Here is an 823-nt window from a genome sequence, read left to right on the forward strand (position 1 = left end):
TGCTGCGCCCGCGGGACCCGGCGCTGCTGCGCCAGGTCGGCCATGCCGCCCTGCTGCTGGACCGTCCCGCCGAGGCCGAGGCCGCCCTGGCCCGCGCCGTGGCCCTGGCGCCGGGAGAGGAGGATCTCTGGCAAGCATGGCTCAGCGTCTTTCCGCGCGCGGCGGAACCGCCACTGGCGGCGGGCGTGGTGCTGGACATCACCGACCTCGCCGCCTGGATCGGCAAGGGGCGACGCGCGCCCTCCGGCATGCAGCGCGTGCAGTTGGAGATCGTCTCCGCCGCCCTGGCCGGGCCCAATCCGCCGGTGCTCTGCGCCATGCCGCCGGCGGGCGGCGGCTGGCGGCGCTGGCCGGCCGCGCTGTTCCACCGCATCGACCACCTGATGCGCCTCTCCGCCGATGCGGTGGACCCGCCCTGGCGCGATGCCGCCGCCCTGCTGGCCGATGTGCTGGAGGAAGCGCCACTGCCCTTCGCGCCCGGCGCCGTGCTCTGCTCGCTGGGCGGCAGCTGGGGGCAGCCGGACCACCTGGCCTGCCTGCGCCGCGCCCGCGCCGCCACCGGCCTGCGCCATGTGCCGCTGCTGCATGATTGCGCGCCGCTGGTGGTGCCCGAGCAGTGTTCCACCGGCGTGGTGCGGGGCTATGCCCGCTGGTTCAGCAATCTGGCGCTGCATGCCGATGGCGTGCTGGCCATTTCCCACGCCACGCGGGACGATTTCGCGCGGCTGCATGCCGCCTTGCTGCCGGAACTGCCGGCGCCGCCCCAGGCGGTGCTGCGGCTGGACGCCACCCCCCGCCCGCCGCCGCCCGAGGCCGCGCCGCC

At 76.5% G+C, this 823-nt stretch carries 1 pseudogene; it reads left to right on the plus strand.

The features are described from left to right. A pseudogene (locus IBL25_RS26400) lies at positions 1-823 on the plus strand (hypothetical protein); the annotation flags it as partial.

The organism is Pseudoroseomonas ludipueritiae (assembly GCF_014490445.1).
In the GTDB taxonomy this organism is placed as follows: Bacteria; Pseudomonadota; Alphaproteobacteria; order Acetobacterales; family Acetobacteraceae; genus Pseudoroseomonas; species Pseudoroseomonas ludipueritiae.